Annotated in this window: 14 protein-coding genes and 4 pseudogenes; 3 read left to right on the plus strand and 15 right to left on the minus strand. The window is 56.4% G+C overall.

What is annotated here, in order from left to right:
• Window positions 1–26: 26 nt before the first annotated feature.
• Window positions 27–1,292 (plus strand): annotated as a pseudogene (locus tag RSAL33209_RS17050) (IS3 family transposase).
• Here RSAL33209_RS17050 and RSAL33209_RS08060 read toward each other — a convergent pair.
• From RSAL33209_RS08060 to RSAL33209_RS08085, 7 genes and pseudogenes are all read right to left on the minus strand, one after another.
• Window positions 1,253–3,058, minus strand: a complete 1,806-nt coding sequence (locus RSAL33209_RS08060) for a non-ribosomal peptide synthetase (RefSeq protein ID WP_012245241.1) — start codon at window positions 3,056–3,058, stop codon at window positions 1,253–1,255. The pseudogene RSAL33209_RS17050 and the gene RSAL33209_RS08060 overlap by 40 nt on opposite strands.
• Window positions 3,059–3,228: 170 nt before the next feature.
• Window positions 3,229–3,978, minus strand: a complete 750-nt coding sequence (locus RSAL33209_RS08065) for a maleate cis-trans isomerase family protein (protein WP_012245242.1) — start codon at window positions 3,976–3,978, stop codon at window positions 3,229–3,231.
• A gap of 146 nt (window positions 3,979–4,124) precedes the next feature.
• Entirely contained in the window at window positions 4,125–4,514 is a 390-nt protein-coding gene (locus RSAL33209_RS18130; protein ID WP_325050141.1) for an NAD-binding protein, read from the minus strand.
• Window positions 4,494–4,927, minus strand: a pseudogene (locus tag RSAL33209_RS18135) (NAD(P)-dependent oxidoreductase); the annotation flags it as partial. The pseudogene RSAL33209_RS18135 and the gene RSAL33209_RS18130, both read right to left, overlap by 21 nt.
• Window positions 4,928–5,108: 181 nt before the next feature.
• Window positions 5,109–5,690: a TetR/AcrR family transcriptional regulator gene (locus RSAL33209_RS08075; RefSeq protein WP_041684599.1), complete on the minus strand. Its 582-nt coding sequence runs from the start codon at window positions 5,688–5,690 to the stop codon at window positions 5,109–5,111.
• 154 nt (window positions 5,691–5,844) lie between these two features.
• Window positions 5,845–6,663 (minus strand): VOC family protein, encoded by an 819-nt coding sequence (locus RSAL33209_RS08080; RefSeq protein ID WP_145962163.1) that lies wholly within the window; start codon window positions 6,661–6,663, stop codon window positions 5,845–5,847.
• Window positions 6,664–6,682: 19 nt separating this feature from the next.
• Complete coding sequence (locus RSAL33209_RS08085; protein WP_114597719.1) at window positions 6,683–7,816, minus strand: acyl-CoA dehydrogenase family protein; 1,134 nt, start codon at window positions 7,814–7,816, stop codon at window positions 6,683–6,685.
• A gap of 177 nt (window positions 7,817–7,993) precedes the next feature.
• Here RSAL33209_RS08085 and RSAL33209_RS08090 point away from each other — a divergent pair.
• A pseudogene (locus tag RSAL33209_RS08090) lies at window positions 7,994–9,737 on the plus strand (AMP-binding protein).
• Window positions 9,734–10,234, plus strand: a complete 501-nt coding sequence (locus RSAL33209_RS08095) for a MarR family winged helix-turn-helix transcriptional regulator (RefSeq protein WP_012245251.1) — start codon at window positions 9,734–9,736, stop codon at window positions 10,232–10,234. The pseudogene RSAL33209_RS08090 and the gene RSAL33209_RS08095 overlap by 4 nt, the downstream one beginning before the upstream one ends.
• An 83-nt stretch (window positions 10,235–10,317) precedes the next feature.
• On the opposite strand, the gene RSAL33209_RS08100 is transcribed toward RSAL33209_RS08095, so the two are convergent.
• From RSAL33209_RS08100 to RSAL33209_RS08130, 8 genes and pseudogenes are all read right to left on the minus strand, one after another.
• On the minus strand, window positions 10,318–11,088 hold the full coding sequence (locus RSAL33209_RS08100; protein ID WP_012245252.1) for an enoyl-CoA hydratase: 771 nt from the start codon (window positions 11,086–11,088) through the stop codon (window positions 10,318–10,320).
• 26 nt (window positions 11,089–11,114) lie between these two features.
• Complete coding sequence (gene mmsB / locus RSAL33209_RS08105) at window positions 11,115–11,999, minus strand: 3-hydroxyisobutyrate dehydrogenase (RefSeq protein WP_012245253.1); 885 nt, start codon at window positions 11,997–11,999, stop codon at window positions 11,115–11,117.
• On the minus strand, window positions 11,996–13,084 hold the full coding sequence (locus RSAL33209_RS08110) for an enoyl-CoA hydratase/isomerase family protein (protein WP_012245254.1): 1,089 nt from the start codon (window positions 13,082–13,084) through the stop codon (window positions 11,996–11,998). Before RSAL33209_RS08110 ends, mmsB begins: the two co-directional genes overlap by 4 nt.
• On the minus strand, window positions 13,085–14,584 hold the full coding sequence (locus tag RSAL33209_RS08115) for a CoA-acylating methylmalonate-semialdehyde dehydrogenase (protein ID WP_012245255.1): 1,500 nt from the start codon (window positions 14,582–14,584) through the stop codon (window positions 13,085–13,087). It abuts the gene before it with no gap.
• Between the two features lie 118 nt (window positions 14,585–14,702).
• Window positions 14,703–16,145, minus strand: a pseudogene (locus RSAL33209_RS08120) (sugar porter family MFS transporter).
• Between the two features lie 93 nt (window positions 16,146–16,238).
• Entirely contained in the window at window positions 16,239–16,451 is a 213-nt protein-coding gene (locus RSAL33209_RS18140; protein WP_233494154.1) for a helix-turn-helix domain-containing protein, read from the minus strand.
• Window positions 16,394–17,005: an AraC family ligand binding domain-containing protein gene (locus RSAL33209_RS08125; RefSeq protein ID WP_199533166.1), complete on the minus strand. Its 612-nt coding sequence runs from the start codon at window positions 17,003–17,005 to the stop codon at window positions 16,394–16,396. Before RSAL33209_RS08125 ends, RSAL33209_RS18140 begins: the two co-directional genes overlap by 58 nt.
• A gap of 14 nt (window positions 17,006–17,019) precedes the next feature.
• A complete protein-coding gene (locus RSAL33209_RS08130; RefSeq protein ID WP_012245260.1) occupies window positions 17,020–18,348 on the minus strand; it encodes an LssY C-terminal domain-containing protein in 1,329 nt (442 codons plus the stop codon).
• Window positions 18,349–18,420 lie beyond the last annotated feature (72 nt).

Genomic DNA, 18,420 nt, shown 5'->3' on the forward strand with positions numbered 1-18,420 from the left:
ACTTTCTTGTTTGAGAGGATCAGGACATGGCAGGGAAAACTACGACACGGTATCCGCAGGAGTTGAAGGATCATACGGTGCGCATGGTTGCGGAGATGGAGGGTGCGTCTTCGGCGTGGGCGGCGATGCAAAAAGTTGCCCAGCTTTTGGGTGTGGGTGTGCCGGAAACGGTGCGTAAATGGGTCCGGCAAGCCGAGATCGATGTTGGTACTAGAACTGGAACAACGAGCACGGAATCGGCCGAGCTGAAACGGTTACGGCGTGAGAACGCTGAGCTGAAACGGGCGAACGCGATCCTTCGGAGTGCTTCAGCTTTTTTCGCGGCCGAACTCGACCGCCACAACACTGATCGTGAAATACATCAAGGACCATGCCGGTCACCGCGAGAATAATGGATTGCGGTGGGGTGTCGAGTCGATCTGCCAGGTGCTTACTGGGACGGGGTGAAGACCGCCCCGTCCACGTACTACGAATGGGTGGATAAAACACGATCTCACCGAGAACAACGTGATGAGGTGCTCAAGCCCGTGATCCAGAAGGTGTATGCCGCTAATTACGGGGTTTACGGCACCAGGAAAGTCTGGTTGGCGATGAACCGTGAAGGTGTGCCGGTGGCCAGGTGCACGGTAGAACGGCTCATGGGGTTACTTGGCATACAGGGTGCGGTCCGTGGCAAGGTCAAACGCACCACGATCAAAGACTCGAAGGCAGCCCGAGCGAAGGACTTGGTCCGCCGTGATTTCACACCAACGGCACCGGATCGGCTATGGGTAGCTGATTTCACCTATGTTTCGACCTGGTCCGGGTGGGTCTATGTTGCCTTCGTGATCGATGCTTACTCTCGGAGGATCCTGGGCTGGTCAGCGAGTGCTTCTATGAACACCGTGCTAGTGCTCAACGCAGTTAATCAGGCAATCTGGAGTCGTGAACGGGCCGGGGCTGAGATTTCCGGGGTGATTCATCATCACGATGCCGGGGCTCAATACGCCTCCTTGGCCTTCACCGAACGCCTGGCCCAGGCCGGTATCCGCCCCTCGATCGGTTCTGTGGGTGATAGTTACGACAACGCCTTGGCGGAAACCATCAACGGGCTTTATAAGACCGAGCTGATCAAACCCGGCAAGCCCTGGCGGACTCTAGAAGAAGTCGAAATCGGCACCGCTGAATGGGCCGATTGGTACAACCACCGAAGGCTCTACCAGTACTGCGGAGACATCCCACCAGTAGAGCTAGAAAACCACTACTACAATCACTACCAGAGCACGGCAGCCGCCGACAGGCTCATCGTCTGAGAAACCCTCCGGACACACCGGGGCGATTCACCGGGGCGCAGCAAACCCAGCACCTCAGACTTACTCGTCGCGCCACCTTCAAAGAAGCGGTAAGTTTTGCGCGCAAAAGTCAGTCGCCGCTGGGCCTCAGTTGCTTCAGCGCCCAGGAGCCGAACAATCGGATTGCCCGCCAGCTCGCCGTCTTGCCTTAGCCCTTGATTCGATAGCTGCGCCCGCACCTGGACCCGACCTTTTTTGGAAAGGTGATGCGAGCCATGATTGCCCTGGTCCATCAACGCGGCCTCACGAGGGTTGAGTTCCAGGCACGCGACCAAACTCTGGTGGCCAGTATCTGAATCTTCGCGAACTAGCACCGCAGCACTTTTGACCCAGTCGTGATTTTCAATAGCAAGCCGAACTTCGTCCAGCTCCACACGATAACCACGAAGTTTCACTTGGTTATCCATCCGACCCACAAACTGCACTGAGCCGTCTTCATTCCATTGAGCTAAATCTCCGGTACGGTATAGCCGGTCCGGCTGGCCATTGGAGCACACCGTAGCAGTAATGAACTTTTCCGCAGTCTGTTCCGGACGGTGCAAATATCCGCGTGCCAGCTGACGTCCGCCAATGAAAAGCTCGCCGGGAGTGCCAATCGGTACCGGTTGTAGTTGATGATCGAGCACGTAGAGACTCGTGTGCGCAACTGGTCGGCCAATCGGGATGACGTTTGGTCCATCCTTGACGGTATCTGGGTCAACAACGTAAGCCGTCGCATTGATGGTGCATTCGGTCGGACCATAAAGGTTGACCAACTTGGCACCGGGCTTTACCTCAAGGCATCTGATGGCAAGTTTCTTGGAGAGCGCTTCACCACCGCTGAAAATCTGCACCAGCGAATCAAAACGGGCAAAATCTTCGTTGTCCACGAGTGCTTGTAAGAGCGTCGGCACGCCCTGCAAAGTGGTGACGCCAAATTCCTGAATCGTCTCAATCAGACCGGCGGGGTCTCGGTAGATATCCGGCTTGCCCATAACTACACGCGAGCCGTAGGCAACGGCAAGAAGCTCCCATTGCGCGGCGTCGAAACTCATCGGAGTCTTTCGCAGGACTACCCGACGCTCGTCGAGGTCAAAGGCGCTTTTGAGCCACACCATTTGGTTGACGATGCTGCCGTGTTCAATGGCCACGCCTTTTGGCTTGCCCGTTGTACCCGAAGTGTAAATAACATAAGCCAGCGTCTCCGCAGCAAAATCCTCCTCCGCAGCCGGTGCTGCCAGGGCATCGGCTCGTTCAGCAAAAACCGTCGCCTCTTCCAGCGTGACAATTTTGACTCCCGGGACGGCAAGCTCAAGTGCTTTCGCCCGAAGATGCGCCTGCGTGAAGATTACGTTTAGTCCTGAATCCTCGATCATGTACCGCAAGCGTTCTTCGGGGTACTCCGGAGCCAACGGCACATATCCGCAACCGGCAAAGAGCACGCCCCACGTGCCCACCATAAGATCCAACGAAGATTCAACGAAAAGGCCGATCCGGTCATCAGTCGCCACCGGCAAACTACGCAAGTAGCGCTCCAGTTGGCTTGACCGCCTCACCAGTTCGCGGTAGCTCATCGTGCTCTGGCTACCGACCACAGCAACGCTGTCTGGCCTGCTGTCCGCCTGCTGGCGGAGCATCTGCGGCAGGTTTTGGTATTTAGTCGCCGTCTCGCTGTTCGTGGTTGCGGTGCTGTTGCTCTCTGGATAATTGCGGTTTTGGACTCTAGTGAGTCCGTTTTCGGCTGTCATTATGGGTCCTCAAATCTAAAAAGTCTGGTGAAAGATTCGGCTGTTTACGGTTCAGGTTCTCGCCGGTTCAGGGCATCCCAAGGCGAATTTTGGGTAGCAAGAACCGCACCAGCCCGGATAAGAACTGATTGGAGGTGCGCCGTTTGTTGCTGTTCGGTTGTGAGGTTCGCTCAGTGTTCGGAAAGCAGCGAGCCGAACCCGGCTACTCGATCATTGATGCCGTTGCTCCGGAGTGCGTGCCAGTACAGCACCGCGTTGTTCGAAATCACTGGCTTGCCAATCCGCTGCTCCGCAACCGGCGCGAATCCGGCCAACGCTACGTTGGTGCCTACCTGCACGATTGCTTCAACATCCGGGCTATCAACTTCGCGGATTGCCTCACGTAACTGCTCGCGAGAAACATGCGAGATTTTCGCTGGACTATGGCTGCCCAGCCCCAGGATGCGAACCACGTCGTAACCACTGTCGGTGAAAAATCGGCTTACTGAATCGTCACCAACAGGCAGGTATGGCGTGATAACGGCAATTTTCTTCAGATCGCCAAGTGCCAGCAATGCTTCCCGGATGGCATCCGGGCTTGTGGTGATCGGTAGTCCGCCGGCCTCGTCCTGAAGAGACTTCACAAAGCCCGCATGGCTGTCTGGGCCTTCCCAGTAGCTTTCCGGCGAAACACCGATGATCAGACAGTCCGGTTTGCAGCTGACGACGCTGCCAATTGCCGGAACAGTCGAATTCCGGATCATATGCATGACCTTGTTAAACCCGGGTTGTTCCACCATGGAATCGTCCTGGATGATCATTCGACCAATATGGTTAGTCACGCCCGCAGGACGAAGGTCGTCCATTTCCGGCTGAGCTGAAGTATTTGTTGAAGGTACCAGTACGCCTACTTTGAGGCGGTATCCGAGTGAATCTGTCATGGCTGTGCTCCTTTGGTGCGGCGAGTGAAGGTTTGGTATGGTCAGCTTTTGGCGACCAGCCACTCGATGATTGAGTTAGCTGGCGAAGTAGGAGGCAGCCATATCTTTGTCACCGTGACCGGCCTGCGAAGCTCGCTCGAAACGCGCTAAACCTGCGGCAACGGCATCGACCTTAACTCCAGTTTTTCGGCCGCTTCAAGCACCAACTTTGAGTCTTTAACCGCATTATCAACGGTAAAACTTGGGCTGAAGTCATCAGCCAAGATGGCTGCTGACTTCAGCTGGAAATAGACATTGTTCCTGGGCCCGCCGGAGACTACGTCAACCACCAACGCGGGGTACACGCCCAGGCCCTTAGCCAAGGCCCGGCTCTCGGCGACGCCGTGCGTTAGGGCGAAAACCCAGCTATTCAGAGCGAGTTTGAGCTTGCTGCTTGCACCCGGTTCTTCAGCAACCCACACAGTGCGCTTGCCGATGGAGCTAAACACCGTCTGAGCCTGTTCCCGATGGCTTAGCGGTCCAGAGGCAATGATCACCAATTGGCCATTTTCCGCTGGCTGCTTGGTGCCCTGCACTGGCGAATCAAAAAAGACAAATCCTTTTGCCTTTGCGAACTCAGCCAGTTCATCAATGGCGTCTAGGCCAACCGTGCTCAGCTGGATCCAGAGTGCTCCGGCAGGAAGCTCTGCCTCAGCGCTTCCAGTACCGCCGGGCCATCTTTGAGCACGGTCACGATGATGTCGGCGCCTTGAACTGCTTCCGCCACCGTGTCAAAAGCGGCAATACCCGAGCCAGCTGTCAACGCAGACGCTTTTGCTGCGCTGCGGTTCCATACCCGGACGGTGAAGCCATGTTTGTCGAGATTCTTCGCGACGGGGGCACCAATAGTTCCAGTACCAATAACGGCTACGGTACCAATCGACGAGTTGTTCGTTGGTTCAGTAGTCATGAGGGTTTTCTCCAGATTTTCGAAGTTTGTTAGCAAAACGCACTTTCACGGACCAGCGGCGCCCCCCATACGGACGCTGCTCCATGGCTATATTTTTTATGGAACGATTGTTACATAACAAGTCAAAGATATCCCCGGCCACTGAACGTCGCATTTAACGGAACAGTCGGTCGGGGAAATTTCAGAGAACGCTCATTGCGGTGTCTACAACACCGAGCAATCGTGCCCTCCGATCCGATTCCGCGCTACCTTTACCCAGAACCCGAATTCCCTGGATAGTGTTGACAATAAATTTAGCCAGGATCTTTGGGTCCTTGTCTGGCGCAACTTCGCCATCACGCTGAGCCCTACAGAGCGCGCCATCAAAAGCCCGCTCCATTCGGTCAAAATTCTCCGCGACCAAGGCGGCCACGATTGGATCGTGCCCAGCTAGCTCAAGCGAAGCATTCGCAACCATGCAACCGTTATGACTCTCGGAATCAAGCTCATCATCAACAATGCTCATCAGAATTCTCCGGATGAGCTCCTTGACTGGGTCAGCCTCGTTAAGCACATCTAGCGTGGCGCCGGACCAATCGTGATACCGGCGCAATGCAGATTCGTACAGCTCGTGCTTACTTCCGAAGAAGTTATAAATACTGCTCCGGCCAAGTCCCGTGCCGTCAACCAAATCTTGCACCGACGTCGAGGCATACCCGCGCTGCCAAAAAACGTTCATCGCGGCATCAGCGATGGCGTCGGGCTCGAACTCCTTCGGCCTCATCAGGTCCCCCTTTTGGAACAATCGGTTTTTAACGGCTACAGAGACGATTCAATACGAGTCTCCGGCCAAGGGCAACAGCTGCCGACATAGATCGACAATATTCGTAGTGTGAAGTTACTCACTTCATTTTCCGTCTTATTCGATTTCAGCACAATTATCGGTCAAAGTTCTGCAACCCAGGCCAGATCCCACGGATCCGTGGGTGAAACCACCGTCCGGTGCCCTGACTGTGCAACATAGAATTCAGCGCCACCCGGATCGGCGATGAGCGCGATTCGGCCGAAAAGGTGTCAACGGGCTTGCAAAGCACCTGCCCGCCCGCCTTGCGCGCCTCAGCAACGGTGGCGTCGACGTCGTCCGGGCCGAAACTTATCCACCAGCGCGAAGGCCTAGTCATCCCAGCTGCAGTCGCGTCCAAGATCGCCGCTCGAATAGTATTTCCGGTTTGAAAAGTTCCATACCGGATCGAGGTACTCATCAGCGGAAGTCGCGGCGTCCATTCCATCGCGGTGCAGTAGAACTCAAAAACTGCGTCAAACCGATAGGTATTTAGGGTGTGCCAAATGGGATACCCCGGTGCATCTGGGCAGTGAAATCCAGGAACGCTCTTCCGCTGCCAAGGCCCAAGAACGGCCTCACCTGGCCCCATCGCGACCGCCGTCTTGCCAAACTCGCCATGGTCCATCGTTGGCATTAGTACCGTGCCACCATGTCGAGACACCGAAGCCTGAGCGGCTTTAAGATCGTCTACGGAAAGGTACGTAGTCCAGGAATCGGAAAAAATTGAAGAGTTCATCCCTAGACCGCCGACTGGCGCGCCGTCTTTCGAGAAGATCGAGTAATCACCAAACCCGTCGTATTCAAGCTGAGTGCATTCCCAACCAAAAAGTTCCCCGTAGAAGTCTTTCGCCGCAGCCGGATCCGAACTCATCACATCCACCCAGCACGGGCCCTGTACCGAAAACGCGCTCACCATTCCCCTAAAAGTGCGCTTAAACGAAAGCGCCCACCCCGGTAACCGCCCTACCTACGATGAGTGAATTGATCTCGTAAGTACCTTCATAGCTATACAGAATCTCTGCGTCGCCAAACAATTTGGCCATTTCATAGTCGCTAGTAACTCCGTTGCCGCCCAGTAATGCACGCCCTTTAGCCACCGACTCGCGGGACAACCGCGTCGTAGTGGCCTTAACCATTGCCGCTTGCGGCATTTGCGCACTACCCTCTTCTTGCATCCGGGCGAATTGCAGCATCAAAGCCAAGGACGACGTCGCGTTGCCTAGAATTTCCGACAGGCTTAGTTGGATAAGCTGAAACTTAGCCAACGGCCTACCAAATTGGATTCTCGCTAGGGCGTAGTCACGACCGATATCAAAGGCGCCAAACTGGATCCCGGCGGCTTGCCAGCCCACCCAGGCTCGCGAGTCCCGCAACAGCTCGTTGGCCGCGGCGAAGTTCGTGGCCTCTGGCAGCAAGTTGGCTTCGGGAATTCGCACATTGTCCAAAACGATGTGCGCATTCTGCATGATCCGCAGGCCCATCTTGTGCTCAATTTTGCTGGCTTGGTATCCCGGACGGTCTGTCTCGACGATGAAACCTTTGATCTGCTGATCAGCCACATCACGCGCCCAGACCAAGGCAAAATCCGCAATCGTGCCGGATCCGATCCAACGTTTTGCGCCATTGATAACCCATTCGCCGTCGAGAAGTTCCGCGGTTGTTTCAAGGCCCCCGGCAATATCCGAACCGTGGTCCGGCTCGGTCAAGGCAAAGGCACCCAACTCGCGGAAATTACGAAGTCCAGGCAGCCAACGTTCTCGTTGCGCTTCGGAGCCTAAGCGATCAATCATGCCAACGATGAGTTCATTATGGATGCCCACCAGGGCAGAAAGTGAGACGTCAGCACGTGCCACTTCGAAGTACATCAGTCCCTTGAAGAGTTGGCTACTGCCGTCGAGCTGCAGTTCGCCCAGACCGTGTTCGGCCAATTCTGCCAGCAGGTCGAAGGGAAACTCTTCGCGGTTCCAATAACCGATGCTTTCGGGGCGAATTCTTCGCTGCAGAAACTCTCGAACTGCAGCGTACCTCAGCCGTTCAGCAGCCGGCAGCAAATCGATCATGCCCATCAAATCTGCATCCGGCAACGGCAAATCTACCGGATTTACCGTGCTCAAACGATCCTGCACGCTGGCTCTCTTTCTGCGCCGTTCCGGGCTCAAGTGCGTCGTAGACTCTTTCAAACCCTTGGAAGTCCTAGTATATTGCACAGTGAGAGAGATCACTAGACGTGCAAGGAACTGGCTGTGAACGCAACCCAGGAATTCCGAGCGGTTCGGGACCGGCTAATCGAGCTCCGCGAAGATTATGCCGCAGCCCGGTCCGAGTTCCGTTGGCCGCATTTTGACGAGTTCAACTTCGCCCTCGACTGGTTCGATTCGATCGCCGCTGATCCGAAAAAGGCTAATAATCCGGCTTTGGTGATCCTGGAACGAGACGGCGCGGCAACGCGACGAAGCTATGCCGAGCTTTCCCGCCGCTCCAATCAAGTGGCCAATTAGCTCCGAGCACAAGGTGTGCAGCGCGGCGAGCGAATGATCGTGATGCTGGGCAATCAGGTGGAGTTCTGGGAAGTCATGCTGGCTGGCATGAAGCTAGGCATTGTTCTTATCCCCACCACAACACAAATGGGGCCAGCAGATCTGCAAGATCGAGTCGAGCGGGGCGAGGCGCGCTGGGCGCTGGCGGACAGGGCCGACGTAGGTAAGTTCGACGGCGTGCAGGGTTACTACCAGCTGATCGAAGTGGGCAGCCTGATCGAAGTGGGCAGCGAGGCCGCATCGCCAGCTTTGAAATATGCAGACTCCGCTAGCGCGGCCGAAGACTTCATCGCAGATGCGCCAACTCGCGGCGACGAAACGCTGTTGCTCTACTTCACTTCCGGCACGACGTCGAAAGCTAAGTTGGTTGAACACACGCATACGTCATATCCAATCGGTCACCTATCGACCATGTACTGGATAGGTTTGGAACCAGGAGACGTGCACCTCAACGTAGCTTCACCCGGCTGGGCAAAACACGCTTGGTCCAATATCTTCACCCCATGGATTGCCGAGGCGTGCGTCTTCATCTATAACTACGAGCGCTTCGACGCTAAGGCTCTGATGGCGCAAATGGATGCCGAAGGCGTTACTAGTTTCTGCGCCCCACCCACGGTATGGCGATTGCTCATCCAGGCAGATCTCAGCGCGCTGAAGACCCCGCCACGCAAAGTAGTCTCGGCAGGTGAGCCACTCAATGCCGAGGTCATTGAACAGGTCAAACGCGCTTGGGGGCAGACCATTCGGGACGGTTTCGGCCAAACCGAATCGACGGTGCAAATTGCCAATACCCCTGGACAAGAAGTCAAGATCGGTGCAATGGGACGTCCATTGCCCGGTTACGACGCCGTACTGGTTGATCCTGCGACCGGGCTAGAGGGCGACGAGGGTGAGCTCTGCCTGCGGCTCGATGCCGTTTATGGCCGTCCCGTTGGACTCATGAAGGGCTATTACGGGGACGAAGAGAAGACTGACTTTGCCTTCCGCGATGGCTATTACCATACCGGCGATATGGTCGAGCGAGATGCCGACGGCGTGATCACCTATGTTGGCCGTGGCGACGACGTCTTCAAATCAAGCGACTACAAGCTCAGCCCCTTTGAGTTAGAGAGCGTGCTGATCGAACACCCTACTGTTGCGGAAGCCGCCGTCGTACCTTCGCCAGATCCGCTGAAACTTGCGGTGCCCAAAGCATTTGTTGTGCTGACACCAGGTTTTGAACCAACGGCGCAAACTGCCGAAGATATTTTGCGTTATTGTCGTAACCATTTAGCGCCGTTCAAACGGATTCGGCGGCTTGAATTCGCCGAGTTGCCCAAGACGATCTCCGGCAAGATTCGGCGAGTGGAGCTGCGGCGTAGTTGAAGAGCTGCGACATGAAGATTCAGCTCCGGTAGCTGGATTTGGTGTTGAATACTCAGATAGCGACTTTCCGGGACTCAAAGGATGAACCAGCCATTATCCAGAGACCCGATCGCTGAGGCACAGTGCAACTGGGAACGGCAAGGTTGGGACCAAGTTGCGGCGCCGATTGCTGCGATTACCGCGATCATGCGCACGCAACAAATCTTGTTACTTCGGATTGAAAACGTACTCAAACCATTCGGGCTCAAGTTCGCCCGCTACGAACTGCTCGCTTTACTCGGCTTTCCCCGGCTTGGGAAGCTGCCCATGAACAAAGCCAGCGCACTCCTCCAAGTGCATCCGACGTCGGTCACCAACGCCGTCGACCGCTTGGAAGTCTCCGGGTTAGTGAGGCGATCGGCTCATCCCACCGACGGACGCGCAACTCTGATTGAGCTGACTCCAGAGGGTCGATCCGTGGTGAAACAAGCTACTGCGGCACTCAACGAGAAAATTTTCGGCCAATCGGGATTCGCCCCGGACGACGTCCAGACGCTCATTGACGTCCTTGGCCGCTTCCGCTCCCACTCCGGCGATTTCTAAACCACAACTTCCACCCGTCGAGTGTCGAGTTGTGGTTGGTTTAAGGCGCTCAAACCGACCAGAACTAGACACTCGACGGAGGGTTAGCGGTTTTTGAATTCAGGGCTGCGCTTGTCCACAAACGCCGCCATGCCTTCTTTTTGATCCTCGGTTGCGAAAACCGAATGGAACAGTCTGCGTTCAAACAGCACACCCTGCGCTAAGCCAGTTTCGAAAGCCGCGTTAACCGCTTCCTTAGCGATCATCGCCACCGGCTTCGACTTCCCAGCAATGACTTCTGCTGCCTTCAAAGCTTCCGCAACAACATCTGCCGCGGGCACAATCCGCGAAACTAGCCCTGAACGCTCGGCTTCTTCGGCGTTCATCATTCGGCCGGTCAGAATCATATCCATTGCCTTGGCCCTGCCCACTGCACGGGTCAGCCGCTGCGAACCACCCATGCCGGGCAAAACGCCGAGGTTGATCTCCGGTTGGCCGAACTTGGCATTATCGCCAGCGATGATGAAGTCGCACATCATCGCCAATTCGCAACCGCCACCCAAAGCAAAACCGGAGACCGCGGCAATCATCGGGATCCGCAGCCGAGTCAGATTCTCCCAATTCCGGAACCAATCCGAGGAATACATCTCCATGTAATCCTTGGCTGCCATCTCTTTGATGTCTGCCCCAGCGGCGAAGGCCTTTGCCGAACCGGTAATCACGACGGCGCCCACGTTCGGGTCAGCGTCCGCTGCAGTTGCCTCCACCACCAGTTCGTTCATGGTTGCTTCGTTAAGCGCGTTGAGCGCCTGCGGCCGATTGAGCGTCAGCAGGCTCACTCGCCCACGCTGTTCAATAAGAATGTTCTCGGTCATAGCGTCCCTCGCCTCCTGAAAGTTATTTAGTGTGAATTCTCGCGAATGTCCGTGATGATGCCAGAAAAATCACGTCCGGCACCGTCACCAGCGGCAAAACGCTGGTAGATCGCCGCCGCCAGCGGACCTAGCTCCGCTGCTACTCCGGTGCTCTGCAGTGCATTCAACGCGAGGCCCAGGTCCTTAGACATCAGCGCGCCGGCAAATCCCGGCTGATAGTCGCGGTTCACCGGGCTCGCTGGCACCGGGCCGGGTACCGGGCAATTGGTGGTCACCGACCAACACTGACCCGACGCCGTCGAAATCACGTCGTACAAAGCCTGGTGTTCCAGGCCCAGCTTTTCGCCCAAAACAAACGCTTCGGCAGCACCGATCATCGAGATGCCCAGCAGCATGTTATTGCAAATCTTCGCAGCCTGGCCAGCGCCATTGGCCCCGCAGTGCACCGCGCGTTTGCCCATCACATTGAGGACCGGCTGCACAAAAGCGAACTCCTCTGCCGAGGCGCCAACCATAAAGGTCAAGCTGCCGGCCTCTGCGCCAACCACACCGCCAGAAACAGGCGCGTCCGCCGCACGGTGTCCCGCAGCAACAGCAAGTTCCGCGGCCGCACGGGCTTCGTCAACATTGATCGTAGAACAGTCCAAGAACAGCGGGCCTGCCGGAGCAGCCGCGAGCAGCCCCCCGTTATAGGCGTCAAGTAGATGCTTTCCACTGGGAAACATCGTGAGCACCACTTCAGCGTCGGGTACTGCTTCGACGGCGGACGCTGCCGTCGGCACGCCCTTCTCCACCGCAGCAGCCAACGCCGCTGGGAAAACGTCGAATCCCACTACGCTATGACCTGCCTTGACCAGGTTTACCGCCATCGGCAATCCCATATGTCCTAAACCAAGAAAAGCTATCTTCATGATGCGTCCTCCCTCTGCAAATCCAAACTCTGCAAACCCAGTTCTCGCTTACTCTCCGGCAGCGTGTTCAACGGCTCAAAATACTTCTCAACATCGGCCACGCTCACCTCGGCAAGTGTGGCCGGATTCCACTGCGGGTTGCGATCCTTGTCAATCACCTGCGCACGCACGCCTTCACGCATTTCGGTGCCGGTGACGAACCGGAGGCCCACTCGATATTCCTGGCTAAGCACCTCTTCCAAGGTCGCTAATTTTGCGGCGCGACGTAGCGATGCCAGCGTCACTTTGACCGCCGTCGGCGATTTCGCTTCGATCGTTACCACAAACTCGGAACCGATTTCGCGCAAATTGCGTACTATCTGTTCCGCATCATCCGATGCGTAAGCCGCATCGATCCAGTCTTGTTGCGCTGCCAGTTCTGAAGCCTGCGCCGGTTCCGAAAAACGACCGACGGCCTCTGCTGCAGCTTCGTTTTCCAGCGCGGCGGCGAGCGCGGGCAGATTTTCTGAGCGAACAAAATGATCGGCCAACCCTAAGAACAACGCGTCCGAGCCAGTCAGATGCGCACCGGTCAGCGCGGCGTGCGTACCAGTCTCGCCGGGCGCACGCGAGAGCAATAAGGTACCGCCGACGTCGGGCACGAAACCAATGGTGGTCTCCGGCATTCCGCAGCGAGTCCGTTCAGTGACCACTCGGACGTTCCCGTGCGCGGAAATACCAACGCCACCACCCAATACGAGACCGTCCATAAAGGGCACATACGGCTTGGGGTAATGCGAAATCAAGGCGTTCAGCTGATATTCGATTTGCCAGAAGTTAGCGGTTTCCGCACCACCGGCCGGAATGTCGTTGTAGATCGCAGTGATGTCACCACCAGCACAGAGTCCCCGGTCGCCGTTGCCGTAAACCAGCACTGTCTGCACGGCGTCGTCAACCGCCCATAGCTGCAATTGACCCAACATTGCCTCAGTCATTGCCACATTGAGCGCGTTGCCCGCTTTAGGCCGATTCAAAATCACGACGCCAAGATGACCTCGTCGTTCAAAAAGAATCTCGGCTTGCGGCTCAGCCACCGAATCTGACATTTAGCTGCCTTCCGGCATGATGAAACTTGAACCTTGCCTAATTCCGGACGGCCAGCGGGTGGTGACTGTTTTGGTCTTGGTGTAGAACCGGAACGCATCCGCGCCGTGTTGATTCAGATCGCCAAAGCCAGAAGCCTTCCAGCCGCCAAAGGTGTAATAAGCGATCGGAACCGGGATGGGCACGTTGATGCCCACCATGCCCACTTGGACTCGGCTGGCGAAGTCGCGGGCGGCGTCGCCGTCGCGCGTAAAGATTGCCACACCGTTGCCAAATTCGTGTTCGCTGGGCAACCGCAATGCTTCTTCGTAGTTATCCGCGCGAATAACACACAGCACCGGTCCGAAGATTTCTTCTTTATAGATCCGCATTGAGGTGGTCACATTGTCGAAAAGTGTTGGACCGACCCAGAAGCCGCCTTCATGACCTGCCACGGTCCAGCCGCGACCATCGGCCAATAGCGATGCACCTTCGTCAACGCCAACCTGGATGTAGTCTTCAATCCGGTCCTTTGCGGACTGCGCTACTACCGGGCCAAAGTCGGAGGACGGGTCCATGCTCGGACCGACCTTGAGGTCCTTGATTCGCTCTTGGAGTTTTGCCACCAGTGCATCGGCGTTCTCTTGGCCCACCGGAACCGCAACCGAAATGGCCATACAACGCTCACCAGCGGAGCCAAATGCTGATCCGATCAGGGCATCAACAACCATGTCCAGGTCTGCATCGGGCATGATCACCATGTGGTTCTTCGCGCCACCAAAGCACTGAGCGCGCTTGCCGTGTGCGGCAGCAGAGGCGTAGATGCTCTGCGCGATGGGTGTAGAACCTACGACGCCGACGGCGCGCACGCGATCGTCTTCAAGCAAGCCGTCTACTGCCTCTTTGTCGCCGTTGAGCACATTGAACACGCCGTCCGGCATTCCGGCCTCCGTGAAAAGTTCAGCCAAGCGAAGTGGTACAGAGGGGTCGCGCTCGGAGGGCTTCAAGATGAAGGCATTTCCCGCGGCAAGTGCTGGGCCAGCTTTCCAGAGCGGAATCATTGCCGGAAAGTTGAACGGGGTAATCCCAGCAACTACGCCAAGTGGTTGTCGCAGCGAGTGCACATCGATCCCGGTGCCAACACTGTCTGAGAACTCACCTTTGAGTAAGTGCGGGGCCGCTGCGCAGAACTCTACAACCTCAATACCACGCTGAATATCGCCCTTGGCGTCGGGGAAAGTCTTACCATGTTCGCTGGAAAGCAGCTCGGCGAGCTCGTCCATGTTTTGGTTGACTAGGTCGACGAATTTGAGCAAGATTCGCGCGCGGCGCTGCGGGTTGGTAGCCGCCCAACCGAGTTGAGCTTGCGCAGCGTTGTCGATGACCGACGTCGTCTCTGCTTTGCTCGCGAGCGGCAGTCGCGCCTGGACCTCACCAGTGCAGGGATTGAAAACATCGCTAAAACGGCCTGAAGTACCTGCGACGTGCTGGCCGCCGACGTAGTGTGAAAGTTCGCGCACCATGGCGTTGAGTCTCCTTGCGAATTGGCATCGTTGCCGGCATAGCTTGTGATCTAGCTCATGCCCTACCGCAAAATATACTCGGACTTCCTACTAAATCGCTACCCCTGCAAGCGAGTCACTACGCCTTAGCTCGAGGCTTCTTCACAAACAAAGTTTCGGCTTCCTCCAAAGACATGCCATTGGTCTCTGGAATCTTGAAGAACACAAAGACGAAGGACAGTGCCGCGAACGCCGCATAGAGCCCGTAAGTTACCGGCAGCGACATCGCAGCTAGCCCAGGGAAACTCACCGTGATCACGAAATTGGAGATCCACTGTGCCATCGCGGCCACACCAAGCGCTTTGGCTCGAATCCGGTTCGGGAAAATCTCACCCAACAAGACCCACACCAACGGGCCCCAGGACACGCCAAAAGCAATCACAAAGACGTTGGCAGCGACCAAAGCCACCGGACCCCACGCACCACTGAGTGCAACCTCACCGTTGACCGGCGACGACGTCGAAAAGGCCAGTGCCATGGTGCCCAGGCTGACCGCCATACCGATTGAACCCGCGAGTAAAATCGGCCGGCGGCCCAAGCGGTCCAAGCGGTCCACCAGCAGGATCGCGACCACCGTGACGACCACGTTAGTAATTGAGGTAACCACCGAGATGAACAAGGAGTCTGATTCTTGGAACCCAACCAATTTCCACAAAGTGGTCGAGTAGTAAAAGATCACGTTGATGCCCACGAACTGCTGGAACATCGACAACGCAATACCGATCCAGACAATGGGTAGCAAGCCGAACTTACCGCCGAAGAGCGTTGCTTTCTTCGCCTTGGCGTCTTCCGCTATTGCACTGTGAATGTCTCGCACGGCCTTTTCGACGTCGTCGGCCGGCCAGAGTGAAGAGAAGACTTTGTGCGCTTCGGCATCACGACCTTTTTGCATCAGGTAGCGCGGAGACTCTGGCAATCGAAGTGCCAAAATGCCATAAACCACTGCCGGAATCGCACCCGCGAGGAACATCCAGCGCCAGGCTTCCCAGCCGAACCAAAATGGCGTTGAGGCATTGCCTGCCGCATTGGCAAACACTGCGTAAGAAAGGAGCGCGGCAAAGATACCTAGCATGATTGCTAGTTGTTGCAATGATGCCAGCCGGCCGCGGATGAGCTTCGGTGAAATTTCCGCAATATAGGCCGGTGCAACCACCGAGGCGATGCCAATGCCCAAGCCACCGATAATCCGCAAAAGCAGCAGATCCAACACTGAGAACGCTCAGCCAGCTCCCAAGGCGGAGACTAGAAATAGTGCTGCACCAAGCAACATCGTCACGCGACGACCAAAACGATCCGCAATGTTGCCCGCCAAATATGCACCCGCCGCGGACCCCAACAAAGCAGAGGCAACGGCGAATCCGGTAACAAATTCGCTCAGGCCAAATTGGCCACGTACGGCGTCGACGGCGCCGTTGACCACCGAAGAGTCGAAGCCGAACAAGAACCCGCCTACCGCGGCAGAAATCGCTAGTCCGATGACCTTCAGCTGGAGTTTTGTATTAGTCGCTGGCATCGCTTTCATAACCTCTCTTTGCAACCCACCATGGAAAACCGGGCCTTTGCCACTATAGCCATGCGCGGCTGATCCGCGGCTGATGGTGACAGCCGGCAGAACCTAGGCAGAACCGTCCAAATCAAGCCCAGCGCCAGTAAATTGCGAAAAGTACGAGCCGGGAGTTTGCCCGGTGACTTTTCTGAACGCGGCAATAAAAGCGCTCGTCGAGGAGTAACCAACTCGCGCGGACGCCTGGCTTACCGAGCTGCCTTCAGCTAAGTGCGCCAAGGCTGCTCGGAGCCGCAAGGCGGTGCGCCATTGGCCAAAGCCCATTCCGGTCTCGAGGTGGAAAACTCGCGAAAGCGTGCGACTACTCGAGCCAACCGAACGCCCCCAAGTGGCCAGATCACGCTGATCCGAAGGATCCGCCAGCAGCGCCTTCGCCAGGTTTTGGCGCGCTGATCTGCCGGCATTGGCAAGTCAATCGAGAGGGTTTTCACCGGTTGTAGTAAATCCGGTATCAGAGCTTCAGCACGACGGCGCTGCCCCACGTTCAGATCAGAACACAAGTGGTCAATCAGCTCGCGCAGCAGGGTGGAGACGCTCACCACAGTTGGTTCATGCCAATCTCCCAAACCACCCCGCGCCTCTAGATAGATTCCTTGCATAGTGCCAGTTCGAATCGACGTCGTGGTGTGCCAGACTCCCGCAGGAATCCACAGAGCCAGGCTCGGCGGCAGCATCCAGTGCTTGTCGGCGACAGAAACCATCAAGACGCCCTCGCGCACCCAAGCAAGCTGTGCAACCTCGTGCACATGCTCGTCGAACCGATCCCCCGCGGCTAAGTCGAAAGCTTCGAGCGCAATAGCCGTTTGGCTGTTACTCAACTTGTTACCCGGCATCAGGCCCGGCGTCGTCGTGCGAATGCTCTGGCTTTTTCGCTTGATAGTGCCAAGACCAGCAGAATCTGCAGCGCGATGGTAAGCAAATTGGTGTTGAGTAGATCCGCACTCAGGGTAAGTTTTGATCCTTCTTGCGCGGCGGTTGCTACCGCGACGATAGTGCTCAGCGCAGTAACAGACATCAGCATGATCCGCGCCCAGTTCTGGCCAGACCAGACAAAATAGGCCAGCACTAATTGCAAGGCTGCGATGACCCCGAGGACAACTATCACCACGGTGGAAATGCTCTGGACAATCTGCGCCAGTTCCACCGGGTCGCCAATTTCGGTTTTCAGAATCTCAGTCGTGAGATCAACCTGTTTGAAAAGTACCGCCCAAATGATGGTGGTGACCGCGGAAAAGAGTCCAAAGAACGCGCCGAATATTGTGGGAAGCGGCCGTTCCAACGTTGGCACCGCTACTTCCGTGCCCGGAATCTCGGCTACTTCCAGGCCTGGACCAGCTGAACGTTTTTCCGCAGTGGGCACGGAACTCAAGTCAATAATCGGCAGATCGCCGTCGGTCTGAATCGCATCACCGCCACCATTACGGGAGTGGTATCCGGTGGAGAAATCTTTGATGACTTCAACCCGGATGCCCGGCGTCGTTTGCGCAAGTGAGTCGATGATGTGATCACGTTCTTGATCAATGTGTTCATCGATTTTGTGCGTGATTTGAAAGGTGAAAAGCGAAAGGCCAACGCTGCGGTCGAAGGTGCCAGCTGCCATCCAATCCGCGTGGTGCCCGCCGGGAAGTAGCCAGCCCTCTGGACAACGCCAGAATCGCACGTGATGCCGCTTTGCTGGGCTGTCTTCAACCTCCTGTTGATAGGCAAAGTCCTGTTGCCTGCCAAACAAGGTCAGAGTACTCACCGGAGCTTCGTGATAGCTCCGCCGGGTCAAAGTTGAGAGGATAATTCGCCAACTGCTGAGCAGCGTAATTTCGTCTGCTTTGGTCCAGCCAGCTGCGAGCATCGCTGATTCAAGCTGCGTTTGCGATCCACAAATTGCCAAGTTGATGGGGTCACCAAGCAGACCATCCGCGGTTCGAGAACGCCCCATAAAGTAATCCGGCACGTAAATGTTAGTAAGAATTCGGTGCAGTCGTGGAAGTGCAACATAGGCGAGCACTATCCAAAACGGCAGCACAAACCAAAGCCGGCTCCAACCGCCAAAGCTCTCACCCAGCACCAGTACCGCAAGCCACACCGCGGCGGCCCCACTGAAGACGAAGAACAGGTTGTCCACCAGCTGGTTAACCGACCAGCGCCTGTTTTTCAGCGCATCCATTTTCCCAGCCTAGCCTGCAGCCCCGAATACGCTGCGCACCCGTTTCAGATAGCCAGACGCATCTGCGTTAGC

This window comes from Renibacterium salmoninarum ATCC 33209 (genome assembly GCF_000018885.1).
Taxonomy (GTDB): domain Bacteria; phylum Actinomycetota; class Actinomycetes; order Actinomycetales; family Micrococcaceae; genus Renibacterium; species Renibacterium salmoninarum.